The 15,918-nt window shown below is 62.9% G+C and carries 13 protein-coding genes; all 13 read right to left on the reverse strand.

The genetic code is table 11. The features are described 5' to 3' along the window. Nucleotides 1-857: 857 nt before the first annotated feature. The 13 genes from AC5RU7_RS20585 to AC5RU7_RS20645 all read right to left on the reverse strand — a co-directional run bounded on the left by AC5RU7_RS20585 (nucleotide 858) and on the right by AC5RU7_RS20645 (nucleotide 15,862). Nucleotides 858-1,535, reverse strand: coding sequence for a 2,4'-dihydroxyacetophenone dioxygenase family protein (locus tag AC5RU7_RS20585; protein ID WP_494053800.1), 678 nt, complete (start codon nucleotides 1,533-1,535; stop codon nucleotides 858-860). Nucleotides 1,536-1,543: 8 nt separating this feature from the next. Continuing rightward, nucleotides 1,544-2,779 carry an LLM class flavin-dependent oxidoreductase gene (locus tag AC5RU7_RS20590; protein WP_494053801.1) on the reverse strand — a complete coding sequence of 412 codons (1,236 nt, stop codon included), beginning with the start codon at nucleotides 2,777-2,779 and terminating at the stop codon, nucleotides 1,544-1,546. Then, on the reverse strand, nucleotides 2,776-3,579 hold the full coding sequence (locus tag AC5RU7_RS20595; RefSeq protein WP_494053802.1) for an alpha/beta fold hydrolase: 804 nt from the start codon (nucleotides 3,577-3,579) through the stop codon (nucleotides 2,776-2,778). The genes AC5RU7_RS20590 and AC5RU7_RS20595 overlap by 4 nt, the downstream gene beginning before the upstream one ends. A 344-nt stretch (nucleotides 3,580-3,923) precedes the next feature. Beyond that, nucleotides 3,924-5,381, reverse strand: coding sequence for an MFS transporter (locus AC5RU7_RS20600; protein ID WP_494053803.1), 1,458 nt, complete (start codon nucleotides 5,379-5,381; stop codon nucleotides 3,924-3,926). 71 nt (nucleotides 5,382-5,452) lie between these two features. Then, nucleotides 5,453-7,273: a flavin-containing monooxygenase gene (locus AC5RU7_RS20605; protein WP_494053804.1), complete on the reverse strand. Its 1,821-nt coding sequence runs from the start codon at nucleotides 7,271-7,273 to the stop codon at nucleotides 5,453-5,455. 132 nt (nucleotides 7,274-7,405) lie between these two features. Then, nucleotides 7,406-8,194: an SDR family NAD(P)-dependent oxidoreductase gene (locus AC5RU7_RS20610; RefSeq protein ID WP_494053805.1), complete on the reverse strand. Its 789-nt coding sequence runs from the start codon at nucleotides 8,192-8,194 to the stop codon at nucleotides 7,406-7,408. 204 nt (nucleotides 8,195-8,398) lie between these two features. Continuing rightward, nucleotides 8,399-9,955: an ABC transporter substrate-binding protein gene (locus AC5RU7_RS20615; protein WP_494053806.1), complete on the reverse strand. Its 1,557-nt coding sequence runs from the start codon at nucleotides 9,953-9,955 to the stop codon at nucleotides 8,399-8,401. 93 nt (nucleotides 9,956-10,048) lie between these two features. Continuing rightward, nucleotides 10,049-10,855, reverse strand: coding sequence for an SDR family NAD(P)-dependent oxidoreductase (locus AC5RU7_RS20620; RefSeq protein ID WP_494053807.1), 807 nt, complete (start codon nucleotides 10,853-10,855; stop codon nucleotides 10,049-10,051). A gap of 37 nt (nucleotides 10,856-10,892) precedes the next feature. After that, nucleotides 10,893-12,446, reverse strand: coding sequence for an ABC transporter substrate-binding protein (locus tag AC5RU7_RS20625; protein ID WP_494053808.1), 1,554 nt, complete (start codon nucleotides 12,444-12,446; stop codon nucleotides 10,893-10,895). A gap of 412 nt (nucleotides 12,447-12,858) precedes the next feature. Next, nucleotides 12,859-13,017, reverse strand: coding sequence for a hypothetical protein (locus AC5RU7_RS20630; RefSeq protein WP_494053809.1), 159 nt, complete (start codon nucleotides 13,015-13,017; stop codon nucleotides 12,859-12,861). A 261-nt stretch (nucleotides 13,018-13,278) separates the two neighbouring features. After that, nucleotides 13,279-13,767, reverse strand: coding sequence for a hypothetical protein (locus AC5RU7_RS20635; protein WP_494053810.1), 489 nt, complete (start codon nucleotides 13,765-13,767; stop codon nucleotides 13,279-13,281). A 232-nt stretch (nucleotides 13,768-13,999) separates the two neighbouring features. Further along, on the reverse strand, nucleotides 14,000-14,797 hold the full coding sequence (locus AC5RU7_RS20640) for an SDR family NAD(P)-dependent oxidoreductase (RefSeq protein ID WP_494053811.1): 798 nt from the start codon (nucleotides 14,795-14,797) through the stop codon (nucleotides 14,000-14,002). Nucleotides 14,798-15,004: 207 nt separating this feature from the next. Further along, entirely contained in the window at nucleotides 15,005-15,862 is an 858-nt protein-coding gene (locus AC5RU7_RS20645; RefSeq protein WP_494053812.1) for a fumarylacetoacetate hydrolase family protein, read from the reverse strand. Between the last annotated feature and the right edge of the window lie 56 nt (nucleotides 15,863-15,918).

Genomic DNA, 15,918 nt, shown 5'->3' on the forward strand with positions numbered 1-15,918 from the left:
TGCTACGAGGCTAGAGCCCAGCAATCCGCGCCGGTATGGGCTTGCACACATCCTGAACGACGACGAAATGGACCAGCAAACAACCGGATTTGCGGGCCTATGGGGCCGCGCTCACCTCGCTCGCGCGCCGAGTCGGGCACAAGGTCATTGGGTCTCCCCCGACCGGCGGCTGCGTCGCTTGAACGTGCAGTGAAGTCGGACATCCTCGGGGCCGAGAACGCAGCGCAGTAGCCTGGGCGGGGCTCCACGAACAAAAAGAACAACTTTTTGCGGCGCTTTCATAAGGCCTGCAGGTCAGCGTGTCGCACTACACGCCCGGAGGTGATGCAACCGGTTCCCTCGCTGCGTACGTAGCACGAGAAGAGCGCGGCACGGACCGACGCCGTCAAGAAGCTCCCTGCCGATCACAGGACTCGGAATCGCTATCCGGCCGCGCAAGTTTGACAACTCCACGCGGATCCTCGGGCAGGCAAACAAGGTCAATTCAAGCAGCCCGGTGTACCACAACCTGATGCGCTACCTGACGGACACTCAGCACGCTTGCACGACCTCATAGTACGGCTTGCGCCGCACCTGCCCATCACGGACCTTCACAACGAACACAGACTTCGTCAACCCGGCCAGCAGCAGCTAAGCCCAGGAGGCTGACGCCCTTCTCCTTCTCGAGCAACTGCTCGACGCTCGGTACGGGGCGTGAGAGATCGGGCCTGGAAGTTATCCTCACCCGGCTCTTTCAGCGCGGCCTTCTCCAGCTCCGCTCCGGCAAGCAGCCGCTGCCTCAAGGAGCGTCAGCTCACGCTCCGGCTCCCTGTTCGGCGGCGTCCCCCGTTCTCGACCCTCACGCCACGCCGAGACGATCAGCGGATGAATCGGTCCACGTAGCCGATACCCAGCCCAACGCGTTCGTAGTGCGCCCTCGCTTTCTCGATCTTCGAGAAGACATCTTCGACACCCAGCGGCGTCCCTTCGGGATCGACGTAAATGTACGCTCCAGTCACGTGAAAGAGCGTGGCCATTTCTTCCACACCGTCTGGGATCTCCAAGGTGTGAATGTCACCCGGAGGCTCGTACACGTACGAACCTTCTTCCGCCCACCAGTCGTGCTCGAGGTAGTGCCATCGGCCCCGGAGCACGGTGGCATGCACCGGTCCAGCATGACGATGACGCGAGAGGATGCCACGTCGACGAACCTTCAGAATGTTCACGAAGTACCCCTGGCTCACGGAGAGCAAGAGAGGCTTGAAACTGACGTCCGCAGATTGCGGCACCCAAAATCGCTCGTCACCGTCAAGGTCGAGCGCGCCAGTTTCGACAAGGTCTTCCACCATGCCGTACAGCGCCTCGCCTCTATAAGGAATGGCCTCTTGTTCGCCCCCGACGTCGGTGGGTGCGGATGGTCCTTTGGTCGCCAACTCCGGCGCCCCTTCCTGTTTCGTGCGCTGTATCAGGTGAACCACGTCACATGGCGCACTGTTCAACGCGGGATTATCGCTTAATGCCGCTTCGGTCGGTCGATCGCGCGGGCCAGTGTCCACGGCGCTCGTCAGACGGTTTGGCCGAACTTGGCGGAGATCCGCTGCTGGCTGACCTTTGGGGTCCAGCGGTCCTCCTGATCCGCCCACAGGTCGCGCAGCTTCGGGATGACCTGCGTACCAAACAGCCGGTTATTCATCTCAGCGACCTCCTGGGAGAGGTTACCGACGTGCATACAGGTGATGAGCTGCCCGATTCGCAGATCAGTCGCGAGCTCGCGAACACGCTGCTCGACCCGCTCAGGAGTGCCAGCAATGATGTATCCGAGCTCGTCGTACTCCCAGAAGGACAACTCACCCCGTGCGGCCTTCGTGCGCTCCTCGTCCGAAATGGTCTTCGCACGACCGAAGTTCGCTCGGATCGATGCCTCTGAGTTGTAGCCGGGCGGGGTCGCGAACTCGAGCGCCGTGGGGTTCTGCCGGTAGAAGTACTTGACCGCATCCGAATAGAGGCGCTCGGCCTCAGCGTCGGTATCCGCAACACAGATTACTTGCGTGAACGCCATCCGGTTCGGGTTCATATTCCCACCCTGGCTCTCGGTGTAATCCCAGAACCCCTTGACAATGGGCTCGGCGCTCTTACGCCCGGAGAAGGAGAGATACCCGTAGCAATAGTCGTAGGCGTTCACCAGATCCCACGTCTCCACGCTGCCACTCCCCGGAATCCAGATGGGGATCTGCTCCTGGACGGGCCGGGGCCAGGGGTTGACATACCGCAGCTGGGTGTAGTCGCCACTGAACGCGAAAGGCTCTTCGGCCTTCCACGCCCGAAGAATGAGCGCGCGTGCCTCGTGGAAGCGCTCCCGCAGCTCGATTGGCGGCACTCCGTACGCGAAGGCACTGTCCATTGGCGTCCCGAACACCATGCCCGCGATGACCCGACCGCCAGACAGCGCATCAAGCATTGCCATCTCTTCAGCCACCCGCACGGGCGGATTGTACAGAGCCAGCGAGTTTCCGCACAGCGCAATCGCTGCTGTCTCCGTGGTCGCCGCAAGCACGGACGCGAGGAGATTCGGGGACGGCGTCATCGCCAGTGATGTCTGGTGGTGCTCGTTGAGCAGCAACGAATCCCAGCCGAGGCCATCCGCCTGCTGCATCAGCTCGATATACATGCGGTAGTCGCGGCCGACCTGCTCAGGGTCAGCGATCGAGGCCGGCGGGGTCACCCACGAGCTGTGGACCGTGTCGCCGTATTCTTCCGGCAGCTTCGTGTAGTACTGCTGCGCGAACCAATGGAACTTCATGCTGCCTCCTCTCCCGCGCGTGCGGGAATCGGGTCGGCGAGGAACTCACCGACGGCTTGGAGAACCGCGTCCTCCTGCTCGACCATGGGATAGTGACCCGCCTCAGGGATCGTGACGAGGCGAGCATTCGGGATGATCGACGCGAACTCCCGTGCGTACGAGTCCGGCACGAGCCCGTCCGAGGCGCCGCGTACGACAAGGGTGGGGGCCTGGATGTAAGGGAGCCTGCGGCGCAGGCCCCTCTCCGCGATCGGCCACATAAATTTGGTCGCACTGCCTAGGTTCCGTGACGCAAACAGGATCGCTTCTAGCTTGTCAGCGGAATCCGCCAAGTTCGACGGCTCCTGTGCGGGACGCTCGCCATGCCACAGTGCCGCCAAGACCTCGCCGCGCTCACCGAACGGATCGGGTGCAGGATTATCGTTGCTCCACAGCCCGAACGGATCGATCAGCACCAGCGAATTCACCATTTCCGGGGCCAACGCGGCCAGCTCCGCGGCGAACATGCCGCCGAGCGAATGACCAACCACATCAACCTGGTCGATACCGAACGAGCGCATCAGCTCTCGGTGGTAGTAGGCGACGTCGAAAACATCACGGAAATGCTGGAAGCCAGTCGAGCTGCCGTATCCGGGCAACTCCGGTGCCAGCACGCGGCGTCCCTGGGCGAGGCGCTCCAGGAACGGTGCACCCCCCGGGTGTCGTTCGAACCCATGGAAATAGACCAGCGGCGTACCGCTGCCCCGCTCCCAGACGTACACCTCAAACGTGCCGACGTTCGGCACCGTCAAGACCTTCACGATGATCCTCCTTGATCGAACCGCTCGACGCACCAAGTGCTCACCCGAGCTGTTGTATCAAGTACACCGGCGCGAACGATCTACGCCAATGTCAGGCCTTACATCGTGTTCTCGCCGTTCATGGACACGTGGACACATTCGACAGAAACGGCAACTCCTGTCGTGATGGGCTGCCCGTTTCTTAGCTCCGGTTGTTCCTAGGGTGGACTCCCCGACGGGCACCACTGCAATCCGATGCCGGAGAAGGCGCAGCGTGTCGCCGCGTCAGCAGGCACGGGCTCGAGATGGCGCTGCCCGTACTGCGCGGCGCCTGGCGTTACGCGTCAAGGCCCACTGAGCGGCACTCACTCAACGTGTGTGGCGACGGCGTCAGATCGCGATTCACGCCGCGCGCCGCGCCCGGGCGCGAAAAACGTCGAGACCGCGAGCCCAGCCACCGCCAAACCCGTGGCGCACCACAAACCGGCTCGGATCGCTGAGCCGTCGGGGGAGGCTGCCGTCCCCCCTCCTGCCGTGAACGTCACGATGAGCGCCAGAACCGCAACCGACAGTGCACCACCGATTTGCCCACTGCCATTGGCGACACCCGCAGCCACGCCACTGAGCCGGGCCGGCACGTCGGACATAGCAACGGTGGTAGCGCTGACCCCGGCCATGCCGCCACCCAACCCAACGAGCACGAACGAAACGATGAGTCCCCCGATGAACGACATCGACTCATTCGCCAGCAGTGCGAGAACTGCTGTTCCCGCACCCGCGATCGCGAAGCCGGTCGCCAGCGTGATGCGGGCACCGACCCGCAGCAACACGCGAGAGGCCAACTGGGCGCCGACAATAATCATGAGGCACCAGGGAAGAAACATCAGTCCCGCAGCCAGGGAGTTCAGGTGCATAACCTCCTGCATGAACAGGGAGGCCACGTAGTACGGCCCGACGCCAATTCCTGCCCCCAGCATGATGAGCACGAATCCAACTCCGGACCGGCTACGGAGGATGCTGAGGTTGAGCATGGGATCGTCCGATCTCGCCTGCACCACCACGAACACAATACCCAGAAGGACAGCCGCACAACCCGCGACCACCACCGGGGTAGACAGAAGTCCCCGCCGCGGGATCTCCGCGAGCGCGTAGATCAGCAGAGCGATACTGCTCGTGATAAGCAGGCCGGAACCAAGCTTGAGCCCCCGCACGAGCTGTCGGCCCCGTGCAATCTGCGGAGCGGTACGCGGGACAAGGACCGGAACCAACGCAAGCAGGATCACGCACACCGGGACCGTCAGGATGAACACCCAGCGCCAACCGAACAGTGACGTGACGAGACCGCCCACCACATTCCCCAACGCGGCACCGGTGGCACCACTCGCGGCCCATACTCCGAGGGCGATACTTCGTTCGCGCGGGCGGCTGAAGACCGTCGTCAACAGCGAGAGCGCTGCGGGCGAAGCGAGCGCGGCCCCCAGCCCCTGCGCTCCGCGCGTCATCGCGAGCATGACCTCGTCGACGGCGAGGCCGGCAAGGAGCGAGCCCAGCAGGAGGATAACGATGCCGGTGGCAAGGATTCTCCGCTGCCCGAAGATGTCGGCCAGCCGGCCGCCCACGAGCAGAAGCCCACCGAAACCGAGGTTGTACGACGTAACCACCCACTGGAGCTCCGCGACGCTTAATCCAAACGCATCGCGAAGCGCAGGGAGGGAGACCATCACCACGGTCGTGCCGAGCATCATAAGCATCTGCACCGCCGCCACCAGCACGAGAAATCCCCGGCGTCGGCCAATCCGCTGGCTCTCAGGGGTGACGATCACATCCGTATGCCGGCGGCTCCTCCGACTATCGGAGGCGAGCCCTGCGTCCGACTGCACGTCGCACTTGGCTGTCATGAAACATGCTGGGCGCTCGTCACCTGGCCCTGCACGCCGTCTCCCCCTCCAGCCCCTACGAGCTCGACGGCGTGTCGCTGCGCGAACTTGATGCCAGCGAACGAGCCATCCGCGCGCCACTGTTCGAGCATGGAGAACATCGCGTTTCCAGGCGGCAGGTACTGCCCTGCTCCCAGCGTGTTCGGATCGTCGGGGTTACCCTCGTTGTTTCCCGAACTCGGCGTGCACGCCAGCTGCTTCGCGCGCATCTCGGGTGTGTGCGTGGACTGCACATAGTTCACATACGCGCGCTCGGCCTCGCCCGTCGGCTCAATCGTCGCATCCCGCCGCTCAGCCTCCGCAATAAGGTGCGCGGCATGTTCCGTCTGCTCCACGGCCATATGCGTGAAGCTCACCGAGAATGCCGTCTGCGTGAACCCCAGGAAGAACAGGTTAGGGAACCCGTGGCTGTTCATGCCATGCAGCGTTTTCAGGCCGGCCTGCCACTTCTCCGACAGCACCTGACCGTCTCGTCCCTCGATATGCAGGTTGGTGCCGTACAGGAAGCCCATCCCAAGGTCATAGCCGGACGCAAACACCAGGCAGTCGACGTCGTACTCCTTGCCTCCGACGACCACACCTCTGGCTGTGATCTCGTCGGGGCCCTTCCCGTCGGTATCAACCAGATTGACGTGAGAACAGTTGAAACTGTTCAGATAACTGTCGTGGAAGTTGGGACGCTTGCAACCGTAGTAGTAGTAGGGCTTCAGCGCGGCAGCTGTGTCGGGGTCTTTCACGATCTGGTCGACGCGATCACGGATACGTTCCATGACGCTGAGCTCGTTGGCCTCCGGATCGCCTTCCTGACTCGACAACCAGCCTGCAATCTGCGTCCAGCCGTCTGCAACCAGATCCTCGCCGATACCGGGATCCAGCACACCGCTCGAGTGGGCCGTAAAGTTTCGCATCCGACGGTACTGCCAACCGGGGGTGAGATCTGCGCCGAATTCATCCGGTGTCGGTTTGTTCCCCCGGATCCACGCGCCCGCTGGGGTCCGCTGGAAGACATAGACCTGCTCAGCGTGCTTCGCGAGCTCGGGAATGACTTGGATGCCGGTTGCACCCGTGCCGATGATGCCGACGCGTTTGCCCGCCAAGTTGGCGAGTTTCTCGCCGGCATAGTCGCTGTGCCAGCGCCCCGTGTGCCAGGTCTCACCCTGAAACGCCTCGATCCCCTTGATCCCGGGAAGTTTGGGGTTCTGCAGCCGCCCGGGCGCGATGGAAAGGTACTTCGCGGTGATCTCGTCACCACGGTTGGTGGTCACGACCCACCGTGAGATGTCATCGCGCCACTTCGCACCGCTCACTTCGGTCTGGAACAAGGTGTCCTTGTACAAGCCGAAGTGCCGGGCAACCCGCTGCAGGTGCTCGAGGATCTCCGGCTGATACGCGTACTTCTCGGTCGGGATATACCCGGTCTCCTCCAGCAAGGGGAGGTAGACATACGACTCTGTGTCGCACTGCGCTCCGGGGTAGCGGTTCCAGTACCAGGTGCCACCGAAGTCGCCCGCCTTGTCAATGAACATGATCCGGTTGAGCCCAGCCTTTTGCATGTTCACCGCCATCAGCAGCGATGCGATCCCACCGCCGACGAGAACGGCGTCGAGCTCGTCAACGACGGCGTCGCGGGAAACCGGCTCCTTCGCCCAGGGATCCCTGTTCATCTCGGCCAACGCACCGTCCATGTGGACGTACTGCCCGAGACCGTCCTTCCGCAGACGTTTCTCCCGCTCGAGGCGGTACTTCTCGTGGATCTTTTCAACCTGCAAACTACTCATGCGCGCTTCCTCTTTTCACGAACAACTCGCCACCATGGAACGGTGAAGCCGGGACAACCAGGGCGGGAAAATGGGGGCCAACCACACGGGCTCCGAGCGCTCGCTCGGAGCCCGTGAGGGATCGGTCGGTCGTCAGCCGGTGAACTGCCCGCCGGCCGGATGCAACGTCTGACCGGTCATGAACGAGGACTCATCACTGGCAAGGTACAGAATCGCTGCTGCCTGCTCCTCAGGCTTCCCGTTGCGCCCCATCGGCGTGATGCTCATCGCCTGCGCGTGCGCGTCGCTGTCCTCGGGCACGTCCCACATCGGGGTCGAGGTATAGCCGGGTCCAACCGCGTTGACCCGAATCCCTGTCTTCGCCAACTCGAGTGCCGTCACCTTTGTGAGCATGATCACGGCGGCCTTCGACACACAGTAGGGCGCGGCGCCCGCGATGGGAATCTTGCCAGCAGTCGAAGCGATGTTGATGATCGACCCGCCCGTGCCCTGCTTCAGCATCTGCGGGACCAGCGCCTGGCCGGTCAGCATGACGCCTGTGACGTTGATATCCATGACACGAGTGAACGACTCCAGCGCGAGATTGTGCAGGTGGAACGAGTCGGTGGTAGTCCGCTGCTCGCGTTCTTGCAACGAAGCCGTCGTCGCCACACCCGCGCTCGCGACGCCGATGTCGATACGCCCAAACGCCGCCACCCCGGCAGCAACCATGGCTTGTGTGTCGTCGGGGCTGGTGACGTCGGTCTTGACATAGATCGCATGGCGCCCCTCCGCCTCGACCTTACTCACCGTCTCGGCCCCGTCCTGCAGATCTGCGATCACCACGTCGGCGCCTTCTCGGGCAAACCGTACTGCCGTTGCCGCACCGATTCCGCTCGCGCCGCCCGTAATCAGGGCGACTTTGCCCTCTAATAGACCCATGAAATCCTCCTTCTGCAACCCAGAAGCGGGTTGTCCAGCCCCAGTACATCGCGCCTGGGCAGGTGCGCTCAATGTCAAACGACCCACTCCCGCGGGGCGACCAGCAGACAATCCGACATCGCTCCCCACGGTCTCCCTTGGTGTCGCTTCTCTCAGCCCGAGCGGCGTCTGGTGCATACTGGTCGCAGACAGCAATTGAGCGTGCTACTTCGTGACTCCCACGCCACGGAAGTGCGGTTTGTAGGCTGGCTTGTACCCCTCAGGGAAGACGATCTTGTCATTCCACGCACTCGGCGGCGTGAAGAGGAAGAGCGGGATGCCGTTCCGGAGGTTCTTCTCTTCTTCAATCATCCGGTGGGTCGCCGGCAGGCGATCCGCTTCACTCTCACCGGCCATCGAGTCCATCCAAAGCTGGGTGAAGCGCTCGGAGGTGTTGTTGAACTGGTTCGTGTAGAAACCTTTGAGGTTGCGCTGGTACGTGTTCGTCACGTCCAGGACCGGCGGCGTCAGCCCGGGCATGAAATCCCCGGCTCGCTCGGAAAAGAAGATTCCGGCGGTCGCCGCTTCTTGGACACGGCTCTTCACCCGGAACCCGGATTCAGCCAGCATCGGGACCAGCGCCTCACCGAGGGCACGGTGATCGTCGAGCCCGGGAATCATCATGTCCAGGTCAACCCCATCGGGGTAACCAGCCTCTGCCAACAGCTGCTTAGCCAGCTTGGGATCGTAGCCATACTTCGGGTCGTCGGGCTGCACATTGGGATTGTATGCCCAGTTGCTCGGCGGGATGTGCTGAGCGACTGGCTCCCCCGCGCCGAAGAACACACCCTTGACGAGCGCTTGTCTGTCGATGGCGTGCTCGAGCGCCTCACGGACCTTCGGGTTGCCAATCGGCTTGGCCGGGTCGGCGTTGATGTTCAACTGGAAGATGGAGGTGCTGACTGAAGGAGCTACATTCAGGCCGGCAGCCTTCGCAGCGTCCTCATCCTGCGGCAGCAGGTACGTCAGGTCCGCCTGGCCGGTGGTCAGCATGTTCTGCCTGGTGGGAGATGATGTCTGAATGTAGACCTCGTACTTCGCAGCCTTGATGGCGTCCGGATCCCAGTAGTCGGCGTTGGCTTCCCAGCGGTGAACCTGGCTGGGGATGTACTCCACCAGCTTGGCCATTCCGGAACCGACAGGCTTCTGATCGAGATCGGGGTTGTCAAGCGCTGCGGGGCTCACCATCGAACCCACATTTGACGAGAACAGGCGAGGAAGATTCGCACCAGGGCCATTCAGGTTGAAGCGAACCTTGTACTCCTCGACGACCTCAATCGACTCGATGCGGGCAAGAGTGCCCAAATGTAGCGACTTGGGCATCGTACGCGCCCTGTCGAGGTTCGCCTTGACCGCGGCAGCGTTGAACTTCTCGCCGTCGATGAACGTGACGTCATCACGAAGGGTCATCTCCAGCGCGGCTCCGCGGTCGACGAACCCCCACTCCGTCGCCAACATCGGCTCCAGTTCGTCGTCCTCGTTATTCCAGAGCAACTGGTCGTACGCAAGCCCCAGCGGGATCTGGTCAAATGCGTTGCTGGACCTTGCAGGGTCAAAAGAAATCGGGTTCTGTACGAAGGCATAGCGAACGGTGCCGTCCGGATCGATTTGCTTCGCCTCACCTCCGTTTCCGGAGTTCCCCGGTACGCCGCCTCCTTGGCATCCAGTGAGCACCAGCGCTGCGGTAAGCGCAACTCCGGCCAGTACACGTGATCTAAACATCAATACTCCTTTGTATCATCGTTGTATCATCGGGCAGTTCGGGCTCCGGCAAAGAGCACGGGACTGCGGTATTTCACTGTGGCCGCGCAGCTTTCAGGCGTTGGCACTGAGTCCGACGATGGAGATGTATCGCGAAGCGCCGCCGTCCACGACGATCTCCTGAGCGGTCACGAAGGATGATGCCTCGCTGGCCAGCCAAAGCGCCGTATGTGCGATCTCCTCCGGCTGACCCGCGCGTCGCAACGGGGTGCCGTTGACGAACATGGCGGCCACTCCCGGATCCGCCAGCGCATCCCCGATCATGTCGGTGTTGACCACGCCCGGGAGAATTGCGTTGCACCGCACGCCCTGCGGCCCGTACGTGATCGCTGTCGCACGGGTGATCGCAGACAGTGCGCCCTTCGTGGCCGAATATGCATGGGCGCTGGGCATGCCGTCGATGGCGTGGATCGAGGACGTGTTGATGATGCTGCCACCGCCTCCGGCAATCATCATCGGAACGCCGTACTTAGTCGTCAGGAACGAACCGGTGAGGTTGATCGCGATGATCCTGTTCCAGTCTTCGAGACTGCAGTTGACGATGTCGTCCATCCCGATGCCGAACCTTTTCACGGCAGAGTTGCCGATGCCAGCATTGTTGTACAGCACCTGAAGGCCGCCGGCTTTCTCAGCGACGCCGAGAATCCGCTTCACGTCCTCCTCGCTGGAGACATCGCCAACCGCGCCTTCTGCCTGACCGCCTTCGGCGCGCACGGCCTTAACTGCCAGGTCCACGGACTCCTCGTCGAGATCGTTGATGATCACGCTCGCACCTTCGCGTGCGAAGAGTTGTGCTGCCGCCAGGCCCTGTCCCCGACCAGCGCCGGTAATCAGTGCAATTTTTCCGTCCAACTGTCCCATATGCTGATTCCTCTGTCCTTACGTCGTTGTGGTGATGTCAGTTGGCGGTCACGCCGACACCGCGGAAGTGCGGGCAGTACGCCGGCTCGTAGCCTTCGGGGAACACCGCGTTCTCGGTCCACACACTCGGCGGGGTGAACAGCAGCAGCGGGATGACGTTGCGGATCTTCGTCTCCGCCTCGATCATGCGGTGGATCGCCGGCAGCCGCTCCTCGTTGCTGTCACCGATCAGCGAATCCATCCAGGCCTGAGTGAACTCGTCGCTGGTGTTGTTGAACGGGTTGTAGTACTGGCCCGCGAGGTTGCGCTGGTAGTTGTTCGTCGGGTCGGTGATCGGGGGCTGGGCGGCCGGAGACAGCTCGCCCTCGTGGTTTTTGGAGAACGTGACGGCGACGTTCGTCGGCTCGACAACGCGTGCCTTCACGTCGATGCCGACCTCACCGAGCATCGCGATGACGGCGTCGCCGACAGCGCGGTGATCGTCCAGTCCGGGGATGATCATCTCCCACTCGAACCCATTGGGGTGGCCGGACTCCGCCAGCAGCTTCTTGGACAGCGCGGGGTCGTACTTGAAGTCCTCGCCATCAGGCGAGACCGAGTCGTCGTAGGCCCACGTCCCCGGGGGCAGGTGCTGGGCAACCGGCACGCCGAACCCGAAGAAGACACCATCAACGAGAGCCTGACGATCGATCGCGTGCTCGACGGCCGCACGTACGCGCGGATCATCCAGCGACCCGTCCTTCGCATGCAGACGGAGCGAGAAGATCGTGCTGCTGAGCGACGGGGCGATGTTCAGGCTCGCGGCGTGGGCGGCGTCCTGGTCCTGCGGCAGCAGGTAAGTGAGCTCTGCCTGCCCGGTGGTCAGCATGTTCATACGCGTCGGTGATGCGCTCTGCACGTAAATCTCGTAGTGCGCGGCCTTGGCCGCGTCCGCGTCCCAGTAGGACTCGTTGCGGTCCCACCGGGAGACCTGGCCCGGGATCATCTCCGCGAGCTTGGCCATCCCGGACCCCACAGGGTTCTGATCGAGATCGGGATTATTGAACGCCGCGGGACTAATCATCGAGCCCGCGTTCGATGCGAACAGGTTCGGCAGGTTGCCGCCGGGGCCATTCAGGTTGATCCGCACGCGGTAATCGTCGACCACCTCGACGGCGGCGATGCGCTCGAGGTTGGCCTTGTGCACCGACAGCTCGCTCGTTTTCGCGCGCTCGAGATTGGCCTTCACTGCCGCGGCGTTGAACTTCTCGCCGTCGATGAAGGTGACGTCATCGCGAAGCGTCATCTCGAGAGCTTTCCCTTCGTCGACGAACTCCCACTCGGTCGCCAGCATCGGCTCGAGCTCGCCGTCCTGGTTCTGCCAGAGCAGCTGGTCGTACGCCAGCCGGAGCCAGAGCATGTCCCACTGCGTAGGCGAACGGTGCGGATCGAGCGAGACGGGGTTCTGAACGTACACATACCGGAAGGTGCCGTCGGGATCGACTTGTGCTGCAGATGAGTCGCCGCCGGCTTGGCTGCCCCCTCCAGTACATCCCGATAGCAGCAGTGCCACCACTACCGCGAAACCCGCCAGAACACGCGCACGAACCATCAAGCCACTCCTTCGTGTCATATGACCACAACATCGTTGTGCCTCCAGTTCACCGCCGTACCACCGACCAGCTCAATGGCGCACTGTCCATAGCGGGTACTCCATGACCGGGCAAGCGGACATACGGCGCCCGCTGTCCGATCTCAGCCACGGGCAGTCTCTGCGTTGGTTCGCGGCGTAGGCCGGCTTATTATCTATCGGGGAAGATGACGTTGTCGGTCCGGCGCTCGGCGGCGTGAACCGGAACATCGGGATCAATTTCCGGAGCTTCTTCTCCGCCTCGATCGGTGCACTCCCGGCCGGCGGCCTTCACCGGTGCCACCTTCAGCGACGCGATCCACGCTTCAATGAACTCTCCGGAGGTGTTCTCCCACGGGTTGTAGACCTGACCGGGAACGTTTCGCGGGGCCTTTCAAAGTCCAGTGAGTTCGCGGGCGATCAGCGGATCGCGCATCGCGGTGCGGAGTGCTTTGGCGATGTTGGTGACACCGGCCAGTCGGCGGATGCTGATTGTGAGGTTGCGGATCGTGGCCAGGACAAGCCGGCACAACACTGGATCGATTTCCCGCACGCAGCCCCAAACAATCCGCCTGACCGGGGACCGGCACGATCACAAGACCGCCGCGAAAACCCGTGAACTCTTCTCCGCGATCACTTCGTTGCCCGCAGGACAGGCAACGTCGGAACAGCTCGCCGCTTGCAGTCCCGGGCCACTTGGATATCGAGAACCGCCTTCATCGGCTCCGCGACGTCACCTACCGCGAAGATTCCTCACAGATCCAAACAGGCCACGGAGGGCTGTGCTTGTGGCCGTCGTGGCGGCCTCGACGACTCAGCTCTTCACCCGGAAGCCGGCCTCGGCCCGCATGGGGATTAGAGCCTCGCCGACCGTGCGGTGATCGTCGAGCCCCGGAATGATCACCGCGCGGTCAAGACCGTCCGGGCACCCCGGCGCCGGAGAAGACGCCGTCGACGAGCGCCTGACGATTGATCGCATGCTTGAGCGCCTCCCCACCCGAGGGTCGGTCATCCCGCATGTCCCGCGTTCACCGTGAGCGAGAAGATGGTGCTGCCGGCGACGGAGCGACTTCAAACCGGCCGCTTCCGTGCCCTCCTGATCCTGCGGCATCAGATACGTCAGGTCCGTCTCGCCCCGTTGAACGCGGCCGGGCTGATCATCGAGCCCACGTTCGACGCGAGTAGATAGGCGGATTGCCGCGGGGGTCATCAGGTTGATTTGCACGCGGTAATCGTGCACGAACTCGACGCACTCGACCCTGGCCAGCGCACCCTTGTGCAGGGACGACTCCAGCGTCATCACCCGGTCGAGGTTCGCTTTTCACCGCCGCGGCGTCGAACTTCTCGCCGTCGATGAAGGTGACATCATCGCGAAGCGTCGCCTCGAGAGCTGCCCCGTCCTCGACGAATCCGATGCGGCAGGCAGCGACCCTGGTGGGTCGCTGCCTGCCGCATCCCGCCAGTGCGATCATGGCGGCCGCTGCGAGCAGACCTATGGAGTCTTCCTCGTCCTCATGCGGCCTCCGGGCTTCGCGTCAGTCGATGACGACGCCGGCTGTGGCGTACCCCAGGCGGGGCGCCTGGCCGGCCATACCGCCGCCGTCGGCGACAATGACCTCGCCGTTGATGAACGACGCTTCGTCGGAGGCGAGGAACGCGACGAGGTTCGCGATGTCCTCGGGCTCTCCTGTGCGCGGGAATGGCAGGGTGTCGAGCGTCGCATCGGGCAAGCCCGTCGCGTTGTCGAGCAGCTGCTGGGTTTTGATCACGCCGGGCGCGACCGCGTTCGTGCGAATGCCGTTACGGCCGTACTGCACAGCCATGGACTTGGTCAGGTGCACGACTGCTGCCTTCGAGACGCCGTAGGAGACAAGACTTGCGCCACCCCGAAGGCCTGCGATCGATGCCATATTGATGATGGCGCCCTGGCCTCGGTCGATCATGTGCGGAAGCACATACTTTGCAGCGAGGAAGTGGCTGCGGACGTTGACGTCAAAAATCATGTCCCACACCTCGACCGGGGTGTCCACGACCGGCTTGTCCTCGGTCCACGCAGCGGTGGTCACACCCACGTTGTTGTGCAGGATGTCGATCCGACCGAACTCCTTGACGGTGCGCTGCACCAACCCCTCGATGGATGCTGCGTCTCGGGCGTCGAAGGCGATCGCCAGCCCCTCCTGAGTCAGAGCGCTGACGACGCGCTCCGCATTCGTGACGTCGCGGTCAGCAACCACGACCGTCGCGCCCTCCGATGCCAGCTTTTTCGCTGTCGCCGCGCCGATTCCGGCAGCACCGCCGGTGATCAGCGCGACCTGTCCGTCAAACTTTCCCATACCTGCACCTTTTCTATCTGTCGGATTCGCCAGGATCAACGTTGATCCTGGCGTCGCGTTCAACGCCGGCGTATCCATCCTGATGGGTCGCCAGCGTCCAGCACAATCACGCTCTCAAAGCCTGTTCGCGGCGACAATGGCCAAATGCCTAGAAACAAACGAGCACACATGGATGGTTACTCACGGTGATCAGTCCGCGGACGAAGATCACGCGGCGGCCTGCCGTGCGACCTGGCGCAGTTCGCCGATCTCCGGACTGGATGAGACGATCACGTCTCCGTGTTTCAGGTATTGGGTCGGAGTCCGCCCCATGCCCACGCCGTCCGGCGTGCCCGTGAAAATTAGGTCACCTGGCCGGAGCGGGCAGATCGACGAGATGTGCTCGATAATCCGCGGAATCGAATGAATCATCTGTATCGTCGAGGAGCACTGCATCTGTCTGCCGTTGATGGTGCACGCCAGGGCGATGTCGTCGCGATCGCGGAACTCGTCGATAGAGACAATCACCGGGCCCAGCGGTGCAAACCCAGGGTACGACTTCGCGATCGAGAACTGTGGCGGCGTACCAGCCATCTGCCCGACACGCTCTGAGTAATCCTGTCCGAGGGTGAGTCCGGCCAGGACGCCCCACGCATCGTCGGCGCTCACCTTATGTGCTGGTCTGCCAACCACTGCGACAAGCTCGACCTCCCAGTCCACCGTGTCCGCGGGCAATACCAACTCGCCGACGGGGCCGGTGATGCTTGATGGAAACTTCGCGAAAGTCAGCGGGACAGAGAGGCTGCTAGCCAGCCCCATTTCCTCGACGTGCTTGACGTAGTTCAGACCAACGGCGAAGATCTGCCGTGGATCCGGCACTGGGCTGCCGAGCATCCCGGCGTCGTACCGGCGGACGTCGGCCTCCGTCTCTTCGAACGCGGCCGCCCAGGACGACACCTCGGACCAACGATCGAGGCACCCCGAGGGTTCGGCCGGGAATGCTCCCCCGCTCGCTTCGGCGATGTCGACGTAGCGGTCTTTGCCTAGGTGGAGGTGGGCGCGTCCTGCGATGTTCGCGAATCTCATTTTTCTTCCTGGGTCAGGGCAAGAGCGGTTGGTAGCTGCGTGGCGCGCGTGTCGGG

The organism is Arthrobacter sp. K410C (assembly GCF_059090105.1).

Coding starts and splice junctions, on each gene's coding strand:
- AC5RU7_RS20620 (WP_494053807.1), bottom strand. CDS start 10,855: ATGGGACAGTTGGACGGAAAAATTGCACTGATTACCGGCGCTGGTCGG.
- AC5RU7_RS20625 (WP_494053808.1), bottom strand. CDS start 12,446: ATGGTTCGTGCGCGTGTTCTGGCGGGTTTCGCGGTAGTGGTGGCACTG.
- AC5RU7_RS20640 (WP_494053811.1), bottom strand. CDS start 14,797: ATGGGAAAGTTTGACGGACAGGTCGCGCTGATCACCGGCGGTGCTGCC.
- AC5RU7_RS20615 (WP_494053806.1), bottom strand. CDS start 9,955: ATGTTTAGATCACGTGTACTGGCCGGAGTTGCGCTTACCGCAGCGCTG.
- AC5RU7_RS20605 (WP_494053804.1), bottom strand. CDS start 7,273: ATGAGTAGTTTGCAGGTTGAAAAGATCCACGAGAAGTACCGCCTCGAG.
- AC5RU7_RS20645 (WP_494053812.1), bottom strand. CDS start 15,862: ATGAGATTCGCGAACATCGCAGGACGCGCCCACCTCCACCTAGGCAAA.
- AC5RU7_RS20610 (WP_494053805.1), bottom strand. CDS start 8,194: ATGGGTCTATTAGAGGGCAAAGTCGCCCTGATTACGGGCGGCGCGAGC.
- AC5RU7_RS20590 (WP_494053801.1), bottom strand. CDS start 2,779: ATGAAGTTCCATTGGTTCGCGCAGCAGTACTACACGAAGCTGCCGGAA.